The following is a 22175-nucleotide window of genomic DNA, read 5'->3' on the forward strand; positions in this document are numbered from 1 at the left end:
ATGACCCCGTGGTGCTGCAGCGATTCTCGGACCCGACCAGGACGTGGTTCACGGGCGCCTTCGCCGAGCCCACGGCCGCGCAGCTCGGGGCGTGGGCGGCCGTCGCCGGCGGCGACCACGCGCTCGTGGTCGCCCCGACCGGATCGGGCAAGACGCTCGCTGCGTTCCTCTGGGCCGTCGACGGGCTGCTCACGGGCCCCCCGGTGGACGACCCCGTCGAGCGGTGCCGCGTGCTGTACGTGTCGCCGCTCAAGGCCCTGGCCACGGACGTCGAGCGGAACCTGCGCTCCCCCCTCGTCGGCATCCGGCAGGCGGCGCAGCGCCTGGGCGCCACGCTCCCCGACGTCACGGTGGGCATCCGCACCGGCGACACACCCCCCAACGAGCGTCGGGCCTTCGCGACGAAGCCGCCGGACATCCTCATCACGACGCCCGAGTCGCTGTACCTCGTGCTGACGTCGGGTGCGCGCGCCGGTCTTGCCGGGGTCCGCACGGTCATCCTCGACGAGATCCACGCCGTGGCGGCGACGAAGCGCGGCGCGCACCTGGCGCTCTCGCTCGAACGTCTGGACGCGCTGCTGGACCGCCCTGGTGGACCCGGACCGGCGCAGCGGATCGGGCTCTCGGCCACGGTCCAGCCCGTCGAGGCGGTCGCGGAGTTCCTGGGCGGCGCGCGCACGCAGCAGGACGGGGGGCGCGAGGTCGTCGTCGTGCAGCCGCCCTCGACCAAGAAGATCGTCGTCGACGTCGTGGTCCCGGTGCCGGACCTGGCCGACCTGCGCGCGGCCGGCACGCTGCCCGACCTCGACCTCGCGGGCAGCGCCGACGCACCCCTCGTGCGGCCGTCGATCTGGCCGCACGTCGAGGAGCGCGTCGTCGACCTGGTCGCCGCGCACCGCTCGACGCTCGTCTTCACCAACTCCCGGCGCGGCGCCGAGCGCCTGACCGCCCGGATGAACGAGGTCTGGACGGAGCGCCTCGGCCAGGACGTCCCGGACCACGGCTCCGTGCACGCGGCGGCCGTCCCCGGCCAGTCCGGCACCGCGGTCGGCATCGACACCCGGGACGCCGCGACCATCCTGGCCCGCGCGCACCACGGGTCGATGAGCAGGGCCGAGCGGACCCGGACCGAGTCCGAGCTCAAGGCCGGCAACCTGCCGGCCGTGGTCGCGACGAGCTCGCTGGAGCTCGGCATCGACATGGGCGCGATCGACCTCGTCGTGCAGGTCGGGTCGCCGCCCTCGGTCGCCAGCGGGCTGCAGCGGATCGGCCGCGCCGGGCACCAGGTCGGGGCGGTGTCGCGCGGGGTGGTGTTCCCGACGTTCCGCGGCGAGCTCGTCGCGGCGGCGGTCACCGCCGAGCGGATGCGCACCGGGACGCTCGAGCCCCTGCGCGTGCCGCGCAACCCCCTGGACGTGCTCGCGCAGCAGATCGTGGCGATGGTCGCGGTCGAGGACTGGTCGCTCGACGAGCTGTCGACCGTGGTGCGTCGTGCGGCGCCGTTCTCGGGCCTGGGCGAGGCGACTCTGCGCGCGGTGCTCGACATGCTCGCGGGCCGCTACCCGAGCGAGGAGTTCGCCGAGCTGCGTCCGCGGCTCGTCTGGGACCGGATCACCGACGTCCTGCGCGGGCGCCCCGGGTCGCTGCGCCTCGCCGTGACCAGCGGCGGGACCATCCCGGACCGGGGCATGTACGGCGTCTTCCTGGCCGGCGGTGCGACGACGAGCGACGTCCCGGTCGACGCGGAGCGCAGCGGCGGCGCCGTGCGCGGCGGGAAGCGGGTGGGCGAGCTCGACGAGGAGATGGTCTACGAGTCGCGCGTCGGCGACATGTTCACGCTCGGGTCGAGCACCTGGCGCATCGACGACATCACGCCCGACCGCGTGCTCGTCACGCCCGCGCCCGGCGTCCCCGGGAGGCTGCCGTTCTGGAAGGGCGACGCGCCCGGCAGGCCCGCGGAGCTCGGTCGCGCCATGGGTGGCTGGGTCCGCGAGGTCCTCGGGTCCGACGACGCCCGCGGGCGCGTCGAGGCCGCCGGGCTGGACGCCTGGGCGGCCGACAACCTGCTGACGTACCTGACCGAGCAGCAGGCCGCGACCGGCGAGGTGCCGTCGGACACCACGCTCGTGGTCGAGCGGTTCCGCGACGAGCTGGGCGACTGGCGGGTCGTCGTGCACTCGCCCTACGGCGCCCGTGTGCACGCTCCGTGGGCCATCGTCATCGGCGCGCGGCTGCGCGAGAAGTACGGCGTCGACGCGGCCGCGATGCACTCCGACGACGGGATCGTCCTTCGCTTGCCGGACATGCTCGATCCGGGCTCGTCCTTCGGCGGCGGCCTCGGCAACGACGACCCGTGGGCGGACCCGTCCGGGCCGGCGATCGACCTCGCGGACCTGCTGCTCGACCCCGACGAGGTGCTCGACTCCGTGCGCACCGAGCTCGGGTCGTCGGCCATGTTCGGCGCGCGGTTCCGGGAGGCGGCCAGCCGGGCGCTGCTGCTGCCCCGCCGCCGCCCCGACCGCCGGACCCCGCTGTGGCAGCAGCGGCAGCGGTCCGCGCAGCTGCTGTCGGTCGCCTCCGAGTACCCGGACTTCCCGATCCTGCTCGAGGCCGTCCGCGAGTGCCTCCAGGACGACTTCGACACCGACGCGCTGACCGCGCTCATGCGGGACGTCGTGGCGCGTCGTGTCCGGGTGGTCGAGGTGACCACGACGCAGCCGTCCCCCTTTGCGCAGTCCCTGCTGTTCGGCTACACCGCGCAGTTCCTGTACGACGGCGACGCGCCCCTGGCCGAGCGGAGGGCCGCGGCGCTCACGCTCGACCCGACCCTGCTCGCCGAGCTGCTCGGGCAGGGCGGCGAGTCCCAGCTGGCCGACCTCCTGGACCCCGACGCCGTCGTGCGCACCGAGGCGGAGCTGAGCGGACGGGCGCCCGAGCGGCAGGCGGGCACGCTCGAGCAGGTCGCCGACGTGGTGCGCCGGCACGGGCCGCTCACCGCCGACGAGGTCGCCGAGCGTGTGCAGCCGGCGGTCGTCGCCCAGGTGACGGACTGGCTGGCGTCGCTCGAGGGAACCCGTCGGCTCATCCGCGTCCGGCTCGGGGGCGTGCCGCCCGAGCGGGCCGAGCAGTGGGCGGCCGTCGAGGACGCCGGAAGACTCCGGGACGCGCTCGGCGTCGCGCTGCCGGTCGGGGTGCCCGAGGTGTTCACCGAGCTCGTGCCCGACCCGGTCGGCGACCTGCTCCGGCGCCATGCCCGCACGCGCGGGCCGTTCACCGCGGCATCGGCGGCCGCCCGGTTCGGCTGGGGCGTCGCGATCGTCACGGACGCCCTGCGGCGGCTCGAACGCACCGGCGTCCTGGTCCAGGGCCGACTCCGTCCCGACGTGCTGGGCGGGACGGGCGACGAGTTCTGCGACGCCGACGTGCTGCGCCAGCTGCGTCGGCGGTCACTGGCCGCGCTGCGCGCCGAGGTGGAGCCGGTCGCCCCGCAGGCGCTCGGCGTCTTCCTGCCGCGGTGGCAGGGCGTGCACCCCGTCGGTCGCTCGGCCCGAGCGTCGGCGACCGGATCCCTGCGCGGCGTCGACGGCGTCGCCCGGGTGGTGGAGCAGCTCGCGGGCTCGGTGCTGCCCGCCTCGGCCCTCGAGACCCACGTGCTGCCCGCCCGCGTGCCCGACTACGTCCCGGCCATGCTCGACGAGCTCACGGCCGCCGGTGAGGTGGTGTGGGCGGGGCACGGCGCCCTGGCCGGTCACGACGGGCTCGTCTCTCTGCATCCCGCCGCGGTCGCGGACCTGACGCTGCCGCCCCTCGGAGCGGACGCCGCGGTCCACGACGACCTCCAGCAGGCCGTCCTGACCGCCCTGGCCGGCGGCGGTGCCTGGTTCCTGGGCGCCCTCACCGATCGCGTCCGCGAGCTGCTCGAGGAGCCGCCGACGCAGGTGGACGTCGCGACGGCGGTCTGGGACCTCGTGTGGACGGGGCACGTCACCAACGACGGCCTGGCGCCGCTGCGCGCCTGGCTGGGCACCGGCACGACGGCCCACAAGACCCGGTCGCCTGCGCCGCGCGGGCGTGCGCTGCGGCCCCGGCTCGGTCTGCGTGCGGCCGTGCGGGTCGGCGGCGCGTCGGACGTCGGGTCGTCCCGCGGCACCGCGCTCGCCGCGGGTGGTGGACGGTGGTCGCTGCTGCCGACGCGCGAGGCGGACCCGACCCTGCGGGCCCACGCGCTCGCCGCCCAGCTGCTCGACCGGCACGGGATCCTCACCCGTGCGGTCGCACCGGCCGAGGGCATCGGGGCGCAGTTCGGGGACGTCTACAAGGTGCTCTCGGCGCTCGAGCAGGGCGGTCAGGTCCGGCGCGGGTACTTCGTCGAGCGCCTCGGCGGTTCGCAGTTCGCGCTCCCCGGCGCCGTCGACCGGCTGCGCGTCGACGCCCAGGTGGTGGACCGTGCGGCCGACCCGGACGACCACCCCGAGCCGCTCGTCGTCGTGCTGGCCGCCACCGACCCGGCCAACCCGTACGGCGCCTCGCTGCCCTGGCCCGCCGCCACCACGGACGGGGGGCACCGGCCCGGCCGCAAGGGCGGCGCGCTCGTCGTGCTCGTCGACGGAGCGCTCGTGCTATACCTGGAGCGCGGCGGTCGCACGGTGCTCTCGTTCTCGCCCGACGACGCGATCCTGCTCGCCGCCGCCGACGGGCTCGCGGTCACCGCCCGCACCCGGCACGCCGGACGCCTCACCATCTCGAGGGTCGACGGGATCGACGTGCTCGGCGGCGGCGCGCTGCACGGGAGCGTGGGGCGGGCCCTGGTCGCGGCCGGGTTCGCCCCGACCCCGCGCGGGCTGCGCCTGCCGGGCCAGTCGTGACGGCGACAGCCAACGCCACGGGGACGGACGTGACGCCCACACCGGCGACAGCGAGGCCCGCAGCGACGTCAGCGGGCGACCGTGCCCGAGGGTGACGTCCTGCGCAGGACGGCCCAGCGCCTCGACCTCGCCCTGACCGGCCACGTCGTGGTGCGCTCGGACCTGCGGTGGCCCACGGCCGCGACCGTCGACCTCGTCGGCACGACCGTCCTGGGCACGCGCTCCTACGGCAAGCACCTGCTGACGCGGTTCGACGACGGCCGAACGCTGCACACGCACCTGCGGATGGACGGCTACTGGCGCGTCCAGGCGACCGGGTCACCGCAGGCGGCAGCACGGTCGCCGCAGGTCCGCGCCGTGCTGGCCACCGAGCGGTGGACCGCGGTCGGGCACCACCTCGGGATGCTCGACGTGGTGCGCACCCGCGACGAGCACACGGTCATCGGGCATCTCGGTCCCGACCTGCTCGGCGAGACCGTCGACGTCGACGAGGCCCTGCGCCGGTGGTCCGCACGGGGATCGACGCCCGTCGCCGAGGTCCTGCTCGACCAGCAGGTCGTCGCGGGCATCGGCACGATCTTCTCCGCGGAGTCGCTGTTCGCCGAGCGGATCTGGCCTTGGACCCCCGCGGACGCCGTCGCCGACCCGTCCCGGCTGCTCGCGGTCGCGCGCCGACAGCTGCAGCAGTCCGTGGCGAGCGGCCGGCCCCCCGAGCGGGTCCACGGCCGGCTGCGACGCCCATGCTTGCGGTGCGGCACCCCGATCGCGGTCGGCCAGGCCCGCAAGCCGCCGATGGAGCGGCCGATCTTCTACTGCCCCCGCTGCCAGCCGGCGCCGGCGAGCTGAGATGCGGACGCTGAGCAGGGCGCGGAGCAGCCGCGCGGAGCTCCCTCACCGTCGGGGCTTCGTCCGTGAGTTCCTGCAGCTCGAGCCGGAGCGACGCTCGGGGCGCGGTTCCGCCCAGCGACGGACGCAGAACGGCCCGTGGACCGAGGTCCACGGGCCGTCCGAGCTGTGTGGCGCGCTATCCGTGTGGCGCGCGCAGATGCGTTGGGGCGGCACTCCGCGCCGGCGCATCCCGAGGGACGCGCGGGCATCCGTGCACCGCAGTGAGCCGAGCGTCCAAGGCCGCGCTGACGCGTGGCCCGGGCAGATCAGCCGATCGCTGCGAGCTCCGACCGCGACCGCGCCCAACCGCCATCGGTGGCACCGGCCACCGACGCCGCCAGGTCCGCGGGAACCGTGTCGGGGATCAGCAGACCCTCGGCGACGGCAACACGGTCGCTGACCTCACGCAGGACGAGCGACATGGGGACGTCCAGCGCCTCACAGATGCTGTTCAGCAGCTCCGAGGACGCTTCCTTCTGACCCCGCTCCACCTCGCTCAGGTAACCGAGCGAGACGCGGGCCGCCGACGACACCTCACGCAGGGTGCGCCCCTGGCGCTGTCGCGCGTCCCGCAGCACGTCGCCGATCTCTCGACGGAGTACAACCATCCGGGCTCCCCCTCTCGCGTCACGTGTCTCTCCCACACCGGGCGCCTGGATCCTCTGCGGACCAGGAACCACGGCTCCCGGCTGTCCCTTTGCCGGAAGAACTCCACCGTACCGTGCACCGCCGACACGCGAAGCAGTCCTACGCGCCGGAGGTCGAGTGCTCATCACGGTCCTTGCAACGACGGGCGGGGGCGTCATGTTCCCGCCTACCTACCTCATCGGCTGATGACGCTCTCAGGTTCACCCTTCGTGCCCCAGCAATTCGGCGGCGAGCCCCAGGACCGCGTCGACCGTGCCCGCGCGGATCGCGGCGCGGTCACCGGACAGCTGCAACGAGCGGACGGTGACGTCGTCCGGGGTCGCGACCGCGACGTGGACGGTGCCGGGCGGGTGGCCGTCCTGCGGATCGGGCCCCGCGACGCCGGTGGTCGCCAGCCCGACGTCGGCGCCGAGCCGTGCGCGCACCCCGTCAGCCATCTGCCGTGCGACCTCCGGGTCGACGGCACCGCGTGCGGCGAGCAGCCCCGCGTCGACGCCGAGCAGCGTGCCCTTGAGGTCGGTCGCGTACGACACGACACCGCCGCGCAGGTTCGCGGACGCCCCGGGCACGTCGACGAGGGCCGCGCAGACGAGCCCACCGGTGAGCGACTCGGCGACCGCGATGCTCCACCCGCGCGAGCGCAGGGCCGCCAGCACGTCGGCAGCGGTGGCCATGAGGTCAGAGGCCCGCGTAGGGCGGCCGGCTCGCGGTCCGGCGGATCTGGATCGCGGCCCGCACGTAGTCGATGCCGGTCACGACGGTCACGACGAGCGCGGCCGCCATGAACCCGATCGCCGCCCAGGTGATCCACTCCGGGAGCACGTCGAGCGGCAGGAGGTACAGGCCGATCGCGACGGACTGCAGCATGGTCTTGAGCTTGCCCCCGCGGGAGGCGGGCAGGACCACGTAGCGCAGCAGGAAGAACCGCATCACCGTGATGCCGATCTCGCGCACCAGGATCACCACGGTGACCCACCAGGGCAGGTCGCCGAGCCAGGACAGCAGCACGAGGGCGGTCCCGACGAGGAGCTTGTCCGCGATCGGGTCGAGGATCTTGCCGAGGTCGGTGACGGAGGAGGACCTGCGGGCGAGCCAGCCGTCGACCAGGTCGGTCGCGGCGGCGACGACGAAGATCGCCGTCGCGATCAGGCGCCCGCTGGTGCTGTCACCGCCGTCGGACAGGAGCGCCCACGCGAAAAACGGCACCAGCGCGATGCGCAGCACCGTGAGCGTGTTTGCCAGGTTCCAGGCGGAGGGCACGGCGTCGACCACCCGGACAGCCTAGGTGGACCGTGGGGATGCTCCTGCACGACGCGACACCAACTACAGTCCGCGTGTGACCCGCCACGCCCGCGCCGGCCGCCGTTCGCCGGTGGTGATCGGCCTCGCGATCATCCTTCTCGTCGTCGCGAGCATCGGCGCCGCAGCGGCCGCGCTGCACCCGTGGGGCCCGGAGCCGACGGCGACGGGCCAGACGAGCACCGCGCCCGACCGTGCGGCCACGGCGTCACCGGAGCCGACTCCCACCCCGACACCGACGCCCATCCCGGACCCGGACGCCGAGTTCACGATCGTCGCTGCCGGGGACGTCCTGCCGCACCTGCCCGTGCTCTCGGACGCTCGCGTCGCGGGCGGCTACGACTTCGGCCCGCTGCTCGCACCGCTGAACCCGTGGGTGCAGGGCGCCGACCTCGCGCTGTGCCACATGGAGGTACCGATCACGCCCGCGGGCACGGCACCCAGCGGCTACCCGCTGTTCGGCACGCCGCCGGAGATCGCCGCGGGTCTGAAGGCCCAGGGCTGGGACGGGTGCTCGACGGCGTCGAACCACTCGGTCGACCGGGGGTTCGCGGGGGTCACCGCGACGCTGGACGCCTTCGACGCCGCCGGGCTCGGGCACACCGGGACCGCCCGGAGCGCGCTCGAGCAGTCGCAGCCGCAGCTCTACCAGCTCGAGCGCGCCGGCCAGACGGTCACCGTCGCGCACGTCGCGGCGACCTATGGGACCAACGGCATGCCGATCCCTGCCGACAAGCCGTGGTCCGTGAACCTCATCGACGTGCCCGCCATGGCGGCACAGGCCGCCGCTGCCCGCGCCGCCGGAGCCGACCTCGTCATCGCGAGCGTGCACTGCTGCGTCGAGTACCAGACCGCCCCGACCGCCGAGCAGCTCGCGTTCGACCAGACGATCGCGGACACCGGCCAGTTCGACCTGCTCATCGGGCACCACGCCCACGTCCCGCAGCCGGTGGCCCACCTGACCGGGGGGCCGCGCGGCGAGGGCATGTGGGTGGCCTACGGCCTGGGCAACTACCTGTCGAACCAGGACGGCGAGTGCTGCGTCGAGAACACCGACTCGGGGATCCTGCTCACCGCGCACGTGTCGAGCCCGGGCGCCTTCCCGGCCGAGGGCAGACCGGCAGGGCCCGCGCGGGTCACCGGCGTGGAGTGGACGGCCATCACCAACGACCGCCTGGGCGGACACCAGGTGCATGCCCTCGCGGACATCCCGAACGGCACGAGCACGCTGAGCCCGGCGGTCGTCGCGGACCGCCTCGCGCGCGTGACCGCCGCCGCCGGTGACCAGGCGCCGCAGAGGACCACGCCCACGGTCCCGACCGGCCCCGACCCGCTCGTCGTGCCCCGGACCGCCGGCTGAACCGAACCGCCGGCTGAGCCGGACCGCCGGCTGAACCGGACCGCCGGTCGAGCCGGACCGCGCGTCAGATCGAGACGTCTCCGGGCTGCGCGGGGCCGTAGAGCCAGCCCTGGCCGTACCGCCACCCGTTGCGGTGCAGGAACTCGGCCTGCTCCTCGTGCTCGATGCCCTCGGCGATCGTGACCATCGCGAGCTCGCGCGCCAGCGCGCCGAGCGCCCGGGCGACCTTGCCGGCGGTCGGGTCCTCGGGGATGCCCGAGGTGAACGACATGTCGAGCTTGACGCCCGCGACGGGCAGGTCGCGCAGGTAGGACAGCGGCGAGACGCCCGTGCCGAAGTCGTCGAGCAGCACCGGGACGCCCGCGGCGGACAGCTGCGTGAGCTCGTGCCGGATCCGGGTGCCGGAGGCCACGAGCGAGGACTCGGTCAGCTCGACGACGACGCGCCCGGCGGTCAGGCGGTGCCGCGAGATCTCGCCCAGCAGCGTCGTCGCGAACTCGCCGTCACCGAGCTGGTCGGCCGAGACGTTGACCGAGACCCACCGCGTCCGGTCGACGGTGGACGCGACGAACGCGACCACCTTGGTGGCCACGAACTGCCCGAGCGCGACCGCCATGCCGGCTTCCTGGATGAGCGGCAGGAACGACCCGGGCAGCAGCAGCCCGCGGTACGGGTGCTGCCAGCGGACCAGGGCCTCGTAGCCGACCACGCGGGCGTCCGCGAGGTCGACGATCGGCTGGTAGTGCACGACGAGCTGGTTCTCGGCCAGCGCGACCGCGAGCTCGCGCTGCAGGTCGGAGGCCGATCCGGCGGTCATGGACGGCTCGAAGACCTCGGTCCGGCTGCGGCCCGACGCCTTGGCGCGGTAGAGCGCGGCGTCGGCGGCCGCGAGCAGCGCCGGGGCTCCCCCGGCGGCGGTCTCCCGGTCGGCCAGGGCGATGCCGATGCTGGCGGCGACCGTGAGCCGGCGCCGACCGACGCGGACGGTCTCCCGCAACCCGGCGTGCACCGCCTGGGCCACGTCGAACACCGCGCGCGGTCCGTCCAGGTCCTGCACGACGACCACGAACTCGTCGCCGCCCAGGCGCGCGACCGTGCCCCGGCGGGCGGTCGCGGCGCGCAGCACCCCGGCGACGTGCACGAGCACCTCGTCGCCGGCGGCGTGGCCGTAGCGGTCGTTGATCTCCTTGAACCCGTCGAGGTCGCAGGCCAGCACGGCGACGCGGTCGACCACGTCCGGCTGCTCGAGGACGGACTGCAGCACCTCCTGCAGGAGCGTGCGGTTGGCCAGGCCGGTGAGCGGGTCGTGCATCGCGCGGTGCGTGAGCATCTCGGCCTGCAGGCGGGACTCGGTGGAGTCGCGGACCTGCACGACGAAGTGGTCCGGCTGCCCGCTCGGCGTGCGGACCAGGGCCGCGTCGAGCGCGACCCAGACCAGGTGCCCGTCGGCGCGCTGGTACTTCTTCTCGAGCGAGAACCGGTGCTGGCCGCCGCCGAGCAGCTTGTCGACCTCGAGCCGCTCGGCGGGCCGGCTGTCGGGCGTGCTGAGGTCCTCCATGCGGTAGCCGCGCAGGGCGCCGACGCTCGTGCCGAGCAGCTCGGCGAACGCCGCGTTCGCCTCGACGATCTGCCAGTCCAGGTCCACGAGCGCCATGCCGATCGGCGCGTTCTCCATGGCGACGCGGAACTGCATCTCGCTGCGGGTGAGCGCTGCCTCGACCTCGCGTCGGCCGGTGACGTCCACGAGCGTCGTCAGCAGCGCGTCACCGTCTCCGTCGCCGGCATGGACGAGCTGGCTCGACACCTGCACCATGCGCGCCTGGCTCCCGTCGGTCCCGGGAAGCGCGACGCCGACCAGCACGGGCTCGTCGTCGCCGGACGTCGCCGTGATCGTGCGTTGGCTGAGCACGGACGCCGGGTTCATGGCCAGGCCCTGCTCGTTGAGCAGCACGACCGGCAGGTCCGCGATCGCCCGACCGATCGAGCTCTCGGCGTCGATCCCGAGGATCGCCGCTGCCCGCTCCGACATGTCGAGCACGCGACCGGTGAGCGACTGGACGAGCACGCCCTCCTTGGTCACCGACTGGAGGGCGTCGTACCGGTGCCGCAGCTCGCGGCTCAGGGCCAGCAGCGCGTTGGCGCGCCGGACCTCGGCGCGCTGCTTGCCGAGCAGGACGAGGACCGAGACGAGGGCGACGACCGCGACGATCGCGATGACGGTGCTCACCAGCTGCACCGGGCCGCTCCCGAAGGGGTTCACCGGCGGTTGCCGGACCAGGGTCCGGCGTCCTCCTCCTCGGCACCGTCGAAGTAGTCCGTGGCGACCGGCGGCTCGCCCGGCAGGGCACCGTCCGGTCCCATCGCGTACGGGTCGTCGTCGGGCTCCGGCGGTGCGCCGCGCAGCATGGCGAGCGTCGCCGGGAGGTCGTCGGGCTGGACCAGCACCTCGCGTGCCTTGGACCCCTCGGAGGGGCCGACGATCTCGCGCGACTCCAGCAGGTCCATGAGCCGACCGGCCTTGGCGAACCCGACGCGCAGCTTGCGCTGGAGCATCGACGTGGACCCGAACTGCGTGGTCACGACGAGCTCGGCGGCCTGCAGCAGCAGGTCGAGGTCGTCGCCGATGTCGTCGTCCACCTGCTTCTTGGGCGCCACCGCGGCGATGTCGGAGCGGTAGGTCGGCTTGAGCTGCTTCTTGACGTGCTCGACGACGGCGTGGATCTCCGACTCGGAGACCCAGGCGCCCTGCGTGCGCATCGGCTTGGCGGCGCCCATCGGCAGGAACAGGGCGTCACCCTGACCGATGAGCTTCTCGGCGCCCGGCTGGTCCAGGACGACCCGGGAGTCGGTCAGGGAGCTCGTCGCGAAGGCCAGACGAGACGGCACGTTCGCCTTGATCAGGCCGGTGACGACGTCGACGGACGGCCGCTGCGTGGCGAGCACCAGGTGGATGCCGGCGGCGCGGGCGAGCTGGGTGATCCGCTGGATCGACGCCTCGACGTCGCGCGGGGCCACCATCATGAGGTCCGCGAGCTCGTCGACGACCACGAGCAGGTACGGATAGGTCGCGATCTTGCGCTCCGAGCCCGGCAGCGGCTTGACCTTGCCGAGCCGCACGGCGGCGTTGAAGTCGTCGATGTGCTTGAACCCGAAGTTGGCCAGGTCGTCGTACCGGGCCTCCATCTCGCGCACCACCCACTCGAGGGCCTCCGCGGCCTTCTTCGGGTTGGTGATGATCGGCGTGATGAGGTGCGGGATGCCCTCGTAGATCGTCAGCTCGACGCGCTTGGGGTCGACGAGCACCATGCGGACCTCGTCGGGCGTCGCGCGCATGAGGATCGAGACGATCATCGAGTTCACGAAGCTGGACTTGCCCGCACCGGTCGCACCGGCGACCAGGAGGTGGGGCATCTTGGCCAGGTTGGCGGTGACGTACCCGCCCTCGACGTCCTTGCCGACGCCGATGACCATCGGGTGCTCCGTGCGCTTGGCGGCGCTGGAGCGCAGGACGTCGCCGAGCGAGACGGTCTCGCGGTCGGTGTTCGGGATCTCGATGCCGATCGCCGACTTGCCAGGGATGGGCGACAGGATCCGCACGTCCGCGCTCGCGACGGCGTAGGCGATGTTCTTGCTCAGCGCCGTGACGCGCTCGACCTTGACGGCCTGGCCGAGCTCGACCTCGTACCGGGTGACCGTCGGGCCGCGCGTGAAGCCGGTGACCTTGGCATCGATCTCGAACGAGTCGAGGACGGTCGTCAGCGACTCGACTACGCGGTCGTTGGCGGCGGAGCGGACCTTGTGCGGGGCGCCCTTGGTGAGCGTCTCGTCGGACGGCAGCGTGTACAGGACGTCGCCCTCGAGCATCGGCTGCTCGCCACGCGGCACCGGGGTGGTCTCCGGCGCGGTGATCGGCTTCTTGACCCGCGCGATCGGCTCGGTGTCGGGAGCGGCGTCACGCTGGCGCGCCGCCTCCGCCTCGGCCTCGGCGGCGGCCGCCACGATCGCGGCACGGGCGAACGCCTCGTCGCCGTCGTACTCGTCGAGCCGCGTCTCGTCGGCCTCGTCGACCTCCTCGGCACGCTTGCGACGACCGAGCAGGCCGGGCTTCTTCGCCTTCTTGGGCGGAGCCTCGACCTCGTCGATCGCGGTGTGGCCCGCGATGATGACGAGCGGCTCGTCGTCGGCGGGCACCTCGTCGGACTCGTCCTGGTCGCGGTGGTTGCCGGTGAGCCGGTCGTACACGCCACGCAGGCGAGGGATCACCTGGTGCACCGGCGTCTTGGTGACCACCAGCACGCCGAAGAACGCGAGCAGGACCAGCAGCGCGATGGCCACGCCGGGCGTGAGCAGGGTGGCCAGCGGCGTGCCGACGATGAGCCCGAGCATGCCGCCCGCGGACCGGAGAGCCGCGAAGTCGTCCGTGCCGGGCAGCCCGGCGGAGATCTGCAGGATCCCGCAGACCGCGAGCGCGATCGCCGCGAGCCCGATGCCGATGCGGCCGTTGGCCTCGACGCGCTCGGGGTGGCGCATCAGCCGGATGGACAGGCCGAGCAGGACGAGCGGGACGGCGACGCCGACCGTGCCGAACGTGCCGGCGACGACGCTGTGCACCACCGTGCCTGCGGTCCCGGACAGCGCCCACCACTCGCGAGCCGCGATGACGATCGCGAGGCCCAGCAGCGTGAAGGCGAGCCCGTCGCGACGGTGGGCGGGATCCAGGTCCCGGGCGCCGCGACCGACGCGGCGCGCGGTGCCGCCGACGAGGTGCGCGCACCCCATCCAGACGCCCTTGACCATGCGGATCGGGAGAGCCTGCTTGGGCGGGGGCGGCGGGGCCTTGCGGCCCGACGGCCGCGTGGAGCCGCCGCCGGACCTGCCGGAGCTGGACGTGCCCTTGCCGGCGGCGCGCGACGACGTCGACGCACCGGAACGGGCGCCTGAGGTGGACGTACGAGTCGCCATGGTCCTCAAACTAGCCGGGGGCGGCGACCGCGGGCCCGTGCTCGGGTGCGTGTCGGCCCAGGGATCACCCGAGCAGCAGTCCGACGCCCAGCGCGACGACCCCGGCAGCGAGCATCACCGCGCCCGCCCCGAGCAGCACGACGAACCCGTTCGGCCGCTCGCGTCCGCGTCCCATCGCCGAGAAGAAGAAGCCGGCCGACATGAGGATCGCGGCGACGAGCACGCCGGTCTGCGCGAGCCAGCGCCAGAACCCCTCGAGTGTCGTCGCCTCCCCCAGCAGGAGGCACACCAGGCCGAGCGTGACCAGGACACCCGCATGGGCATGCCCTGCGCGGTAGAAGGACTTCTGGAAGTCCGTCGCCTGCTCGCGGCCGGTGCTGACCCGCAGCAGGAACACCCCGCCGGACTCGATGGCGACGACGGTCAGCGCCACGATCCCGGCGGTGGTCCGGGCGGCGTCGGTGAGCTCGATCATGACGGTCTCCTCGTTTGCGAACGTTGTTATAGAACACCGTTCGCAAATCTCCGTCAACACCCTAGACTCGGCGGCATGGCACGTCCCCGCGTCCACGACGACGCCCTGAGGCTCCGGCTGCTGGACGAGGCGTCGGCGATCGTCGCGGCCTCCGGTGCCGACTCCCTGACGGTCCGCGACCTCGCGCACCGGGCCGGCACCTCCGCGTCCGCCGTGTACTCCCTCTTCGGGAGCCGCGAGGAGCTGGTCCAGGCCGTCGGCGACGAGGCGTTCGCGCGCTTCGCGGACTCCCTGTGCAGAGCCCCGCGCACCGGCGACCCGGGCGCCGACCTGCTCGCCCTCGGGATCGCGTACCGCCAGCACGCCCTGCGGGCGCCGCACTTCTACCGCGTCATGTTCGGCTCCACCGGCGCGGGCGCGCAGGACGGCACGCGGGGTCCGGCCACCCAGGTCACGACGTTCCTCGTGCTGCGCGACGCCGTCGCCGCGATCCTCGGCCCGGACGCGGATCCCGTGCCCGCGGCGGTCGGCCTGTGGGCACTCGTGCACGGGCTCGTCGAGCTCGAGCTCCACGGCCTCCTTCCCGACGACTCCCCCGGCGAGCGCTACGTCGCGCTCCTGCAGGCGGCCGGACCGGGCATCCTGTCGGTCCCTGGTGGCACCGTAGAGGGATGAAGGTCTCTGCCTCTGCCGTCCGGCGCTACCGTGTGCACGCCCAGCAGCTCGACCGCGCGACCCGCTCCGACCGCGCCCCCGGGAACGCCGACGTGCTCGACCTCGGCGTCCAGGACACCGGACCGGACGGCGCGCTGTGGGCGCTCGCCGTCCGCGGCGTACCGGTGCGGGCCGGGCACTGGCCGCACGAGCTGGCGCTGGCCTGGACCGTCCGCGGCGCCCCGCACGCCTACCGCCGCGCGGACCTGCGCGACGTCGAGCGCGCCATGCGGCCCCACTCGGAGGCCGAGGCGGCCAAGCGCGTCATCAACGCCGCCAGCCCGCTGAAGGCCGCGGGCATCCCCGTCACCGAGGCGCTCGCCACGACGGCCCGCACGATGCGGGAGGTCGTGACCGAGCCGCTGGCCAAGGGCGAGCTGTCCACGCGCATGACCGCGCAGATGCCGGACCCCTACCTGCGCTGGTGCGAAGGCTGCCAGGCCACGCACATGTACGAGATGCCGTTCCGGCTGGCCGCCCTGCACGCCGGCCTCGAGCTCGAGCCCGGCACTTCTCCCCCGGTCGTCCGACGCATCCCGCGCTGGCCCGCCGGCCAGGTCGGCGTCCTCGAGCGCGCCGACGAGGACGACCGGGTCGACTCCATCCGTACCCTCCTGCACCTGGCCGGCCCGCTGACCGTCAAGCAGGTGGCCACGTACCTCGACTCCCCGGTGAAGGACGTCGCCGCGCGGTGGCCCTCGGACACGGTCGAGGTCCAGGTCGACGGCGTCGACGCCCAGCTCCTGGAGGCCGACGTGGACGCGGTGCGCGACGCGCCGGGCGCCGACGTGGTGCGGCTCCTCGGCCCCTACGACCTCTTCCTGCAGAGCGGCGACCGTGAGGTCCTCGTGCCCGACACGACACGGCACAAGTCGCTGTGGCAGGCCATCGGGCGCCCGGGCGCGGTGCTGTCGGGCGGCGAGCTCGTGGGCACCTGGCGGCCGCGGGCCCGTGGCAGGACGCTCGGGCTCGAGCTCGACGAGTGGGTCCCGTGGGATGCAGCCACCCGCGACGCCGTCGAGGTCGAGCACGCGCGACTGGCCACGTTCCGCGGCATCGACCCCGCCTAGGCGCGGACGCCCACCGGGACCTCGGTCGCCACGCCGCGCTCGAGCACCAGGAGCCGGTCGGGGCGACCGCCCGCGGACAGCCGCTCCTCGAGCGCGCTCAGCGGGTCGACGAAGTGCGCCCAGTCGGTGTGGTGCACCGGGATCACCAGGGCGGGCGCGAGCAGGTCGACCGCGGCGCCGGCCAGCAGCGCGTCGAGGGTCACGGGCTCGGCACCGAACCGGCCGACGTTCGCGCCGCCGACGAACAGCACGGCCACGTCGACCACGGGGAACCGGCGGGCCACCGACGCGACGACGTCGAGCGAGGCGTTGTCGCCCGACACATACACCGTCGGGTGCCCGGCCCCCTCGAGCACGAACCCGGTCACGACGCCGCTGTACGCCTCGGCACCCTCCGGCCCGTGACGTGCGGGCACGGTCGTGATCGTGACGTCGCCGACGGTCGTGGACTCCCACGGACCGAGCCCGACGACGCCCGGGAGGCGCTCCGCCGCGTCCGGGGTGGTGACGACGACCGGCACGTCGGCGAGGAGCGCCCGGCCGGAGTCGTCGAGGTTGTCGGCGTGCTGGTCGTGCGAGAGCAGGACGACGTCGACGGGGCCGAGGTCGCCGGCCGCGACGGCCGGGCCGACGAGCTTGGTCAGCGTGACGCCGCCCCGCGGGGCGTACGCCCCGGGCTCGTCGAACGTGGGGTCGGTGAGGAACGACAGGCCGGCGTAGGTGAGGTGCAGGGTGGGTCCGCCGACGAGGGTGGCGGTGATCGGTGAGGTCATGCGACCAGCGTCGTCGCGCGTGCCGAAGCTCGCCAGTGGCCCGATGGACACGGTTCGCTAGGATCGGGCCATGTCGTTGCACGAGGTCGCCGTCCTGGCCTTCCCGGGCATCAGCCCGTTCCACCTGTCGGTCCCGTCCACCGTGTTCGCGTCGCCGGCGGGCACGGCGCCGCCCGCGCGCTACCGCGTCACCGTCTGCGCGCAGGTGCCTGGCCGACTGCCGACCAACGCCGGCTACGACCTCGTCGTCGAGCACGGTCTCGAGGCTCTCACCACCGCGCAGACCGTCGTCGTCCCCAGCTGGGACAAGGACGTGGAGCCGTCGACCGAGCTGCTCGACGCCGTCCGCGCCGCACACGCCCGCGGTGCACGCGTCGTCGCGCTGTGCCTCGGCTCGTTCGTCGTCGCGGCCGCTGGGCTGGTCGACGGTCGGGAGGTCGCGACGCACTGGTCGGCGGCCGGCGAGCTGGCCCGGCGCACGCCCGCGGCCACCGTGCGCTCGGACGTGCTGTGGTGCGACCACGGCGACGTGGTCACCTCGGCGGGCGTGGCCGCGGCCCTCGACTGCTGCCTGCACGTGGTCCGCACCGACCACGGTGCCGCCTACGCCGCCGACGTGGCCCGCAGCCTGGTGCTGGCGCCGCACCGTGACGGCAGCCAGGCGCAGTACATCCCGGCACCCGTCGCGCCCGCGGACGGCGCCGATCCCGTCGAGTCCGCGATCGGGTGGGCGATGGCCCGGCTCGACCAACCCCTCGACCTGGACTCGTGGGCGGCGAGCGTGCACCAGTCGCGGCGGACGTTCACGCGGCAGTTCCGCGCACGGACGGGCACCAGCCCCGCGCAGTGGCTCCTGCGCCAGCGCCTCGTGCGCGCCCGCGTGCTCCTCGAGTCCACCGACCAGCCCGTCGAGCACGTCGCCGCGGCGTCCGGCTTCGGCTCGTCGGCCGCGCTGCGCCAGCACTTCGCCCGCGAGTTCCGCACCAGCCCGCGGCGGCACCGGGCGGCCTTCCGGGTCTGAGGAGGTTGTCGGTGGTCGGTCGTACGGTGGGCGGGTGCGTGCGAGAGATGCCGGGCGTCCGGTGAGAAGGCGAGCAAGCGTTCGAGTCACACCGGCGGGTGGGGCATGAGCAGGCGGGGTTGGCTGCTCCTGGTCACGATGGGGGTCCTGTGGGGCATCCCCTACCTGCTGATCAAGATCGCGGTCGGCGAGGTCACGCCGGTCATGGTCGTCTTCGTCCGGACCGGGCTCGGTGCGCTCCTGCTGCTGCCGTTCGCCCTGCGCGCCGGCGGCCTGCGGGTCCTGCACGGGCACTGGCGGCCCCTCCTCGCGTTCGCGGCGCTCGAGATCGTCGGGCCCTGGATCCTGCTGTCCAACGCCGAGACGAGCCTGTCCAGCTCGACGACGGGACTGCTGATCGCGACCGTGCCGATCGTCGCCGTGATCCTGGGCCGGCTCGTCGGCGACCGCAAGCCGGTCGCCGCGGTCCGGTGGTTCGGGCTCCTGGTCGGCCTGCTCGGGGTGGGCCTTCTGCTCGGGCCGGGTGCTGCGAGCAGCGGCAACCCCTGGGCGGTCGCGCAGGTCCTGCTCGCCGCCGTGGGCTACGCCAGTGCGCCCATGATCGCCGACCAGTTCCTGCGAGACGTGCCCGCCATCCCGTTGACGGCCACCTGCCTGGCCGTGACCGCGCTGTTCTACCTGCCGTTCGTGGTCGCCACCAGCCCGCACCCCTGGCCCGCCCTCGACGGGGTGCTCGCGCTCGTCGCCCTCGGCGCCATCTGCACCGCGCTCGCCTTCGTCCTGTTCTTCCGGCTCATCGTCGAGGTCGGCGCGGCGCGGTCGGTGCTCGTCGCCTACCTCAACCCCGTCGTGGCCGTCGCGCTGGGCGCGCTGGTGCTCGACGAGGCGATCACCGTGGCGGTCGTCGTCGCGACGGCCCTCATCCTCGTCGGGTCCGCGGCGGCGTCGCGGCGGTCCCGTGAGCCAGACATCGAGCCGCGAGCCGACGAGGTCGACCAGGTCGCGGTCACCGCGGACCAGGTACCGCCCAGCTGATCACCCACACAACGACGACGGCGGCGGCCCCGGAACCGGAGCCGCCGCCGTCGTTTCGTGAGATCTCAGGCCTCGACGACCACCGGGATGATCATCGGGCGGCGGCGCAGGCGGTTGGACACCCAGCGGCCGACCACGCGACGCATCACCTGCTGCAGCGAGTGCGCGTCGGAGTTGCCGTTGCGGGCGGCGTCCTCGAGGGCGGCGGTGAGCTCGGGCAGGATGTCGTCGAACACGGCGTCCTGCTCGGCGAACCCGCGCGCGTGGATCTGCGGACCGGCCAGCACCTTGCCGTCGGCCGAGCTGACCACGGCGAAGATCGAGATGAAGCCCTCGTCGCCCAGGATCCGACGGTCCTTGAGCTCGACCTCGGTGATCTCTCCGACGCTCGACCCGTCGACGTAGACGTACCCGCAGGGCACGGCGCCGACGATGCTCGCCCGACCGTTCACGAGGTCCACGACGATGCCGTCCTCGGCGAGCACCACGCGGTCGGCGGGCACCCCGGTCTGGACCGCGAGCGCGGCGTTGGCCACGAGGTGGCGGATCTCGCCGTGCACCGGCATGACGTTGCGCGGCTTGAGGATGTTGTAGCAGTACAGGAGCTCGCCGGCGCTGGCGTGCCCGGAGACGTGCACCTTGGCGTTGCCGGAGTGCACGACGCGGGCACCGAGCCGGGTCAGGCCGTTGATGACGCGGAAGACGGCGTTCTCGTTCCCGGGGATCAGCGACGACGCCATGATGACCGTGTCGCCGGGGCCGACGGAGACCTTGTGGTCGTTGTTCGCGATCCGTGACAGGGCGGCCATCGGCTCGCCCTGGGAGCCCGTGCACATGAGGACGATCTCGTCGTCGCGCAGCTGGTCCACCTGCTTGAGGTCGATCAGCACGCCGTCGGGCACGTTGAGGTAGCCCAGGTCGGCGGCGATGCCCATGTTCCGCACCATCGAGCGTCCGACGAGCGCGACGCGACGGTTGTGCGTGTAGGCGGCGTCGAGGACCTGCTGGACGCGGTGCACGTGCGAGGCGAACGACGCGACGATGATCCGCTTGGTCGAGTCGGCGAACACCTGGTCCAGAACCGGTCCGATGCCACGCTCGGGCGACACGAAGCCGGGGACCTCGGCGTTGGTCGAGTCGACCATGAAGAGGTCGACTCCCTTCTCGCCGAGCCGCGCGAACGCGCGCAGGTCGGTGATCCGGCCGTCCATCGGCAGCTGGTCCATCTTGAAGTCGCCGGTGTGCAGCACGGTGCCGGCCCCCGTGGTCACGGCGACGGCGAGCGCGTCGGGGATGGAGTGGTTCACCGCGATGAACTCGCACTCGAACGACCCGAGCTTCAGGGTGTCGCCCTCGGCGACCACGCGGGTGACCGGTGCGATGCGATGCTCCTTGAGCTTGGCCTCGATGAACGCCAGGGTCAGGCGCGAGCCGACCAGCGGGATGTCGCGGCGCAGGCGCAGCAGGTACGGGACGGCGCCGATGTGGTCCTCGTGCCCGTGGGTCAGGACGATCGCCTCGATGTCGTCGAGACGGTCCTTGATGTACTCGAAGTCGGGAAGGATCAGGTCGACGCCGGGCTGGTGGTCCTCGGGGAACAGGACGCCGCAGTCGATGACGAGCAGGCGGCCGGCGTACTCGAGGACGGCCATGTTGCGGCCGACCTCACCGAGCCCGCCGAGCGCGACGACGCGCAGGGCACCGCTGGGCAGAGCCGGCGGCAGGGTGAGCTCGGGGTGCGGGTGACTCATGTGTCTCCTGGTGGGATCAGCGCACCGCGACGTCGAGCAGCCCGGCGGCACGGAGGCCGTCACGGATCTGCGCGAGCTCGTCGTCGGACGCGGGGACGAGCGGGAGGCGCACCGAGCGCTCGGGCAGGACGCCCAGCACCTGGAGCGCGGCCTTCGCGGAGACGGCCTGGAAGCCGGCCCCGTTGAGCGCGTCGATCGCCGGGGCGATCGACAGGAAGATGCGGAGCGCCCCGGCGTGGTCGCCGGCGTCGAACGCGCGGACGACGGCCGCGAGCGCAGGACCGGCCACGTGGCCGGTGACGCTGACGATGCCCGCGGCGCCGTGCGCCAGCAGGCTGAGCAGGGCGCTGTCGTCGCCGGAGTACCAGGCCAGGCCCGTGCGCTGGATGGCCTTCGCGGCGGCGTACAGGTCGCCGGTCGCGTCCTTCATGGCGACGACGCGGTCGTGCTGCGCGAGCGCGTCGATCGTCGCCGCGCTGAACCGCACGCCGGTGCGGCCCGGGACGTCGTAGAGCATGACGGGCAGGTCTGTGGCGTCGGCGACCTCGGTGACGTGGCGTCGCACGCCCTCCTGGGAGGGGCGCGAGTAGTACGGGCTGACGACGAGCAGACCGTGCGCCCCGGCCTCGGCGGCCTGCTCGGCCATCCGGACCGCGTGCGCGGTGTCGTTCGAGCCGGCACCGGCGATGATCCACGCCTGGTCGCCGACGGCCTCGACGACCGCCGCGACCAGCTCCGCCTTCTCGGGCGCGTGGGTGGTGGGCGCCTCCCCCGTGGTGCCGTTGAGCACGAGCCCGTCGTGCCCGCTGGCGACGAGGTGCCGCGCCAGCTGGACGGCGGTGCCGAGGTCGACGGCGCCGTCCGCCGTGAAGGGCGTGACCATCGCGGTGAGCACGGACCCGAACGGGCGGGTGGGCGTGGCGGTACGCGGCATGGGGCCCACGGTACCGCCCTGGCTGCCTCCCCGTTGTAGCCGCTCACGTGCGGAAGGGCTGCACGTCCTGCTCGTCGTCGGGTGGCGTGAGCATCGGCTGGGGGTCCACCGTGAGGAGCCGGACGACGTCCGGACCCGCGACCGTCGCCTCTCCCGACAGGCGCCAGCCGACCAGGTCGCCGTCCGGCAGCTCGGAGCGACGGGCCTGCAGGGTCCAGGGCGCGTCGGTGGACTGGTTGGCCGTGAGCATGTCCGGCTGCCCCTCGACCGACCCCGCGCTCTGCACCATCACGTCCAGCTCGACGACGTCCGGACCCTGCTCGCGCACGGCCTGGATCACGCCGACCACGGCCGTGCGGTTCCTCCGGGCTGAGACCACG

Annotated in this window: 17 protein-coding genes; 7 read left to right on the forward strand and 10 right to left on the reverse strand. The window is 73.8% G+C overall.

Annotated elements, in window-relative coordinates; genetic code table 11:
• Positions 1 to 8 precede the first annotated feature (8 nt).
• Together AC1DZC_RS17630 and AC1DZC_RS17635 are read left to right on the forward strand one after the other, a co-directional pair.
• Entirely contained in the window at positions 9 to 4865 is a 4857-nt protein-coding gene (locus AC1DZC_RS17630; RefSeq protein WP_477044173.1) for an ATP-dependent helicase, read from the forward strand.
• Positions 4866 to 4946: 81 nt separating this feature from the next.
• The gene (locus AC1DZC_RS17635) at positions 4947 to 5711 is read left to right on the forward strand and encodes a DNA-formamidopyrimidine glycosylase family protein (RefSeq protein WP_477040743.1); all 765 of its coding nucleotides are present in this window, start codon (positions 4947 to 4949) and stop codon (positions 5709 to 5711) included.
• A 308-nt stretch (positions 5712 to 6019) separates the two neighbouring features.
• Here the strand turns inward: AC1DZC_RS17635 and AC1DZC_RS17640 are convergent, their stop codons facing one another.
• The 3 genes from AC1DZC_RS17640 to pgsA all read right to left on the reverse strand — a co-directional run bounded on the left by AC1DZC_RS17640 (position 6020) and on the right by pgsA (position 7673).
• Positions 6020 to 6361: a helix-turn-helix domain-containing protein gene (locus tag AC1DZC_RS17640; RefSeq protein WP_477040742.1), complete on the reverse strand. Its 342-nt coding sequence runs from the start codon at positions 6359 to 6361 to the stop codon at positions 6020 to 6022.
• Positions 6362 to 6601: 240 nt separating this feature from the next.
• Positions 6602 to 7075, reverse strand: a complete 474-nt coding sequence (locus tag AC1DZC_RS17645) for a CinA family protein (protein ID WP_477040741.1) — start codon at positions 7073 to 7075, stop codon at positions 6602 to 6604.
• A gap of 4 nt (positions 7076 to 7079) precedes the next feature.
• Positions 7080 to 7673 (reverse strand): CDP-diacylglycerol--glycerol-3-phosphate 3-phosphatidyltransferase, encoded by a 594-nt coding sequence (gene pgsA, locus AC1DZC_RS17650; RefSeq protein WP_477040740.1) that lies wholly within the window; start codon positions 7671 to 7673, stop codon positions 7080 to 7082.
• 64 nt (positions 7674 to 7737) lie between these two features.
• Here pgsA and AC1DZC_RS17655 point away from each other — a divergent pair, with 64 nt between their 5' ends.
• Positions 7738 to 9060, forward strand: coding sequence for a CapA family protein (locus AC1DZC_RS17655; RefSeq protein WP_477044174.1), 1323 nt, complete (start codon positions 7738 to 7740; stop codon positions 9058 to 9060).
• A gap of 64 nt (positions 9061 to 9124) precedes the next feature.
• Here AC1DZC_RS17655 and AC1DZC_RS17660 read toward each other — a convergent pair whose 3' ends face one another.
• The 3 genes from AC1DZC_RS17660 to AC1DZC_RS17670 all read right to left on the reverse strand — a co-directional run bounded on the left by AC1DZC_RS17660 (position 9125) and on the right by AC1DZC_RS17670 (position 14497).
• Entirely contained in the window at positions 9125 to 11287 is a 2163-nt protein-coding gene (locus tag AC1DZC_RS17660; RefSeq protein WP_477044175.1) for a putative bifunctional diguanylate cyclase/phosphodiesterase, read from the reverse strand.
• 29 nt (positions 11288 to 11316) lie between these two features.
• Positions 11317 to 14022 carry an FtsK/SpoIIIE family DNA translocase gene (locus tag AC1DZC_RS17665; RefSeq protein WP_477044176.1) on the reverse strand — a complete coding sequence of 902 codons (2706 nt, stop codon included), beginning with the start codon at positions 14020 to 14022 and terminating at the stop codon, positions 11317 to 11319.
• Positions 14023 to 14086: 64 nt separating this feature from the next.
• Positions 14087 to 14497 carry a hypothetical protein gene (locus AC1DZC_RS17670; protein ID WP_477040736.1) on the reverse strand — a complete coding sequence of 137 codons (411 nt, stop codon included), beginning with the start codon at positions 14495 to 14497 and terminating at the stop codon, positions 14087 to 14089.
• A gap of 75 nt (positions 14498 to 14572) precedes the next feature.
• Between AC1DZC_RS17670 and AC1DZC_RS17675 the strand changes: the two genes are divergently transcribed.
• Both AC1DZC_RS17675 and AC1DZC_RS17680 read left to right on the forward strand, forming a co-directional pair.
• Positions 14573 to 15172 carry a TetR/AcrR family transcriptional regulator gene (locus AC1DZC_RS17675; RefSeq protein WP_477044177.1) on the forward strand — a complete coding sequence of 200 codons (600 nt, stop codon included), beginning with the start codon at positions 14573 to 14575 and terminating at the stop codon, positions 15170 to 15172.
• Complete coding sequence (locus AC1DZC_RS17680) at positions 15169 to 16281, forward strand: winged helix DNA-binding domain-containing protein (protein ID WP_477044178.1); 1113 nt, start codon at positions 15169 to 15171, stop codon at positions 16279 to 16281. Before AC1DZC_RS17675 ends, AC1DZC_RS17680 begins: the two co-directional genes overlap by 4 nt.
• On the opposite strand, the gene AC1DZC_RS17685 is transcribed toward AC1DZC_RS17680, so the two are convergent.
• Positions 16278 to 17054 carry an MBL fold metallo-hydrolase gene (locus tag AC1DZC_RS17685; RefSeq protein ID WP_477044179.1) on the reverse strand — a complete coding sequence of 259 codons (777 nt, stop codon included), beginning with the start codon at positions 17052 to 17054 and terminating at the stop codon, positions 16278 to 16280. The two genes, AC1DZC_RS17680 and AC1DZC_RS17685, sit on opposite strands and share 4 nt — an antisense overlap.
• Before the next feature lie 70 nt (positions 17055 to 17124).
• Between AC1DZC_RS17685 and AC1DZC_RS17690 the strand changes: the two genes are divergently transcribed.
• Positions 17125 to 18075 (forward strand): GlxA family transcriptional regulator, encoded by a 951-nt coding sequence (locus tag AC1DZC_RS17690; protein WP_477044180.1) that lies wholly within the window; start codon positions 17125 to 17127, stop codon positions 18073 to 18075.
• Positions 18076 to 18180: 105 nt separating this feature from the next.
• Positions 18181 to 19110 carry a DMT family transporter gene (locus tag AC1DZC_RS17695; protein ID WP_477044181.1) on the forward strand — a complete coding sequence of 310 codons (930 nt, stop codon included), beginning with the start codon at positions 18181 to 18183 and terminating at the stop codon, positions 19108 to 19110.
• Positions 19111 to 19175: 65 nt separating this feature from the next.
• Here AC1DZC_RS17695 and AC1DZC_RS17700 read toward each other — a convergent pair whose 3' ends face one another.
• Genes AC1DZC_RS17700 through AC1DZC_RS17710 form a run of 3 tightly spaced genes read right to left on the reverse strand, consistent with a single transcriptional unit; the run spans position 19176 to position 22174 of the window.
• Complete coding sequence (locus tag AC1DZC_RS17700) at positions 19176 to 20861, reverse strand: ribonuclease J (RefSeq protein ID WP_477040730.1); 1686 nt, start codon at positions 20859 to 20861, stop codon at positions 19176 to 19178.
• Positions 20862 to 20877: 16 nt separating this feature from the next.
• The gene (gene dapA / locus AC1DZC_RS17705; RefSeq protein WP_477044182.1) at positions 20878 to 21795 is read right to left on the reverse strand and encodes a 4-hydroxy-tetrahydrodipicolinate synthase; all 918 of its coding nucleotides are present in this window, start codon (positions 21793 to 21795) and stop codon (positions 20878 to 20880) included.
• A 43-nt stretch (positions 21796 to 21838) separates the two neighbouring features.
• On the reverse strand, positions 21839 to 22174 hold the full coding sequence (locus tag AC1DZC_RS17710; RefSeq protein ID WP_477040728.1) for a hypothetical protein: 336 nt from the start codon (positions 22172 to 22174) through the stop codon (positions 21839 to 21841).
• Position 22175: the final 1 nt, after the last annotated feature.

The organism is Cellulomonas sp. P2_B4 (genome assembly GCF_056404795.1).